At 70.4% G+C, this 1,509-nt stretch carries 1 protein-coding gene; it reads right to left on the bottom strand.

The features are described 5' to 3' along the window. Positions 1–37: 37 nt before the first annotated feature. Positions 38–1,246 (bottom strand): IS110 family RNA-guided transposase, encoded by a 1,209-nt coding sequence (locus tag ACZ7KX_RS42670; protein ID WP_470331339.1) that lies wholly within the window; start codon positions 1,244–1,246, stop codon positions 38–40. Positions 1,247–1,509: the final 263 nt, after the last annotated feature.

Here is a 1,509-nt window from a genome sequence, read left to right as displayed (position 1 = left end):
GGGGGTGCCTCTATGTCCTTCGTCAAGGCTGAAGGGGTCATGCTGCCGCGGTTTCGGGGGTGCGGGTTTCGTAGAGGGTGCCGTCTCGGAGCATGGCGAACAGGACGCTGATGCGTTGGCGGGCGAGGCGGAGGAGGGCCTGGGTGTGGGTCTTGCCGCGGTCTCGCTGCCGGTCGTAGTAGGCCCGGGAGTCGGGGTCGTGGAGGGCGGCGAACGCGGAGAGGAACATGGCCCGTTTCAGGAGCCGGTTTCCGGTCCTGGGGGCGTGTTCGCCGTGGATGGAGGACCCGGATGACTTCGTCGCCGGTGCCAGGCCGGCGTAGGAGGCCAGGTGGGCTGCTGTGGGGAAGTTGGTGCCGTCGCCGACGGTGACCAGAAGGGTGGCGGCGGTCCTGACCCCGATTCCGGGCATCGAGGTCAGGACCTTGGAAAGAGGGTGGGCCTCCAGCAGTTCGCCGATCTGGGCTTCGACGGCGCGCCGCTGTTCGTGGACGGCGGCGAGCGAGCGGGCCAGGGAGGGCACCACCGTGTCCAGGGTGGTGGTGCCCGGGACGACGACGGTCTGTTCGTCGAGCGCGTCGAAGATCTCGTCGACCAGGCGTTCGGCCATGCGCGGGGCCTTCGGGCGTATCAGGCTGACGAGTCTTCGGCGGCCGGCCTTGCGCAGGGCGGCAGGGGAGCCGTGCTGTTCGAGCAGGTGGGTGACGGCGGGGTGGTCCAGGCGCGGGCCGAGGACGCGTTCGAGGGAGGGGTGGAACTGGGTGAGCAGGCCGCGCAGGCGGTTGCTGGTGCGGGTGGCCTCGGCGGCGAGGTCCTGGTCGAAGCCGGTCAGGACGGTGAGCTGGGCTGCGGTCTCGTCGGCGAGTTCGAGGGCGCGCAGGGTGTGGGGCATGGTGCGGGCGGCGTCCGCGATCACGTGGGCGTCGCGGGCGTCGGTCTTGGCTTCGCCGGGGTAGAGGTCGGCGATGCGGCGCATGGCCAGGCCGGGCAGGTAGGCGACCTCGCAGCCGGCGTCGCGGGCCACGGCGAGTGGCAGGGCGCCGATCGAGGCGGGCTGGTCGACGATGACCAGGACGCGGCCGAACTTGGCGGTGAGCTTGTCGAAGACGGCCCGCAGTTTCGGTTCGCTGTTGGGCAGTCGCTTGTCGAAGACGGTCTTGCCGGCGGTGGTCAGGCCATGGCCGTGGTGGTCGCCCTTGCCTACGTCCAGGCCGAGGAAGACCGCGATGTCACTCGTGTCGAACACCGAACCCCCCGAGGGTTGCTCGTCCGTCCTGGCCTCGCCCTTTGGCACCGTTCGCGCGCATCCACGTTACGCAGACCAGGCATCCGTCAGCGGCCGGGCGTTGCGCTCGGCCGGGAGCCGGTCAGGCCTCTCATCAGCGGTCATACGGTGCTCCGGGCCCGGTGACACCACCCCCCAGGTCATGCGATCGACAGGGGGCAACAGTCATGCCGGACCCGGAGGCCAGGAGCCCCGTTTCAGGGCCACGAAGAAGGTAACGGGGG

Source organism: Kitasatospora sp. NPDC038210, assembly GCF_055600605.1.
Note: the sequence above shows the minus strand (reverse complement) of the source record. Positions and strands in the feature narration are given on the sequence as shown.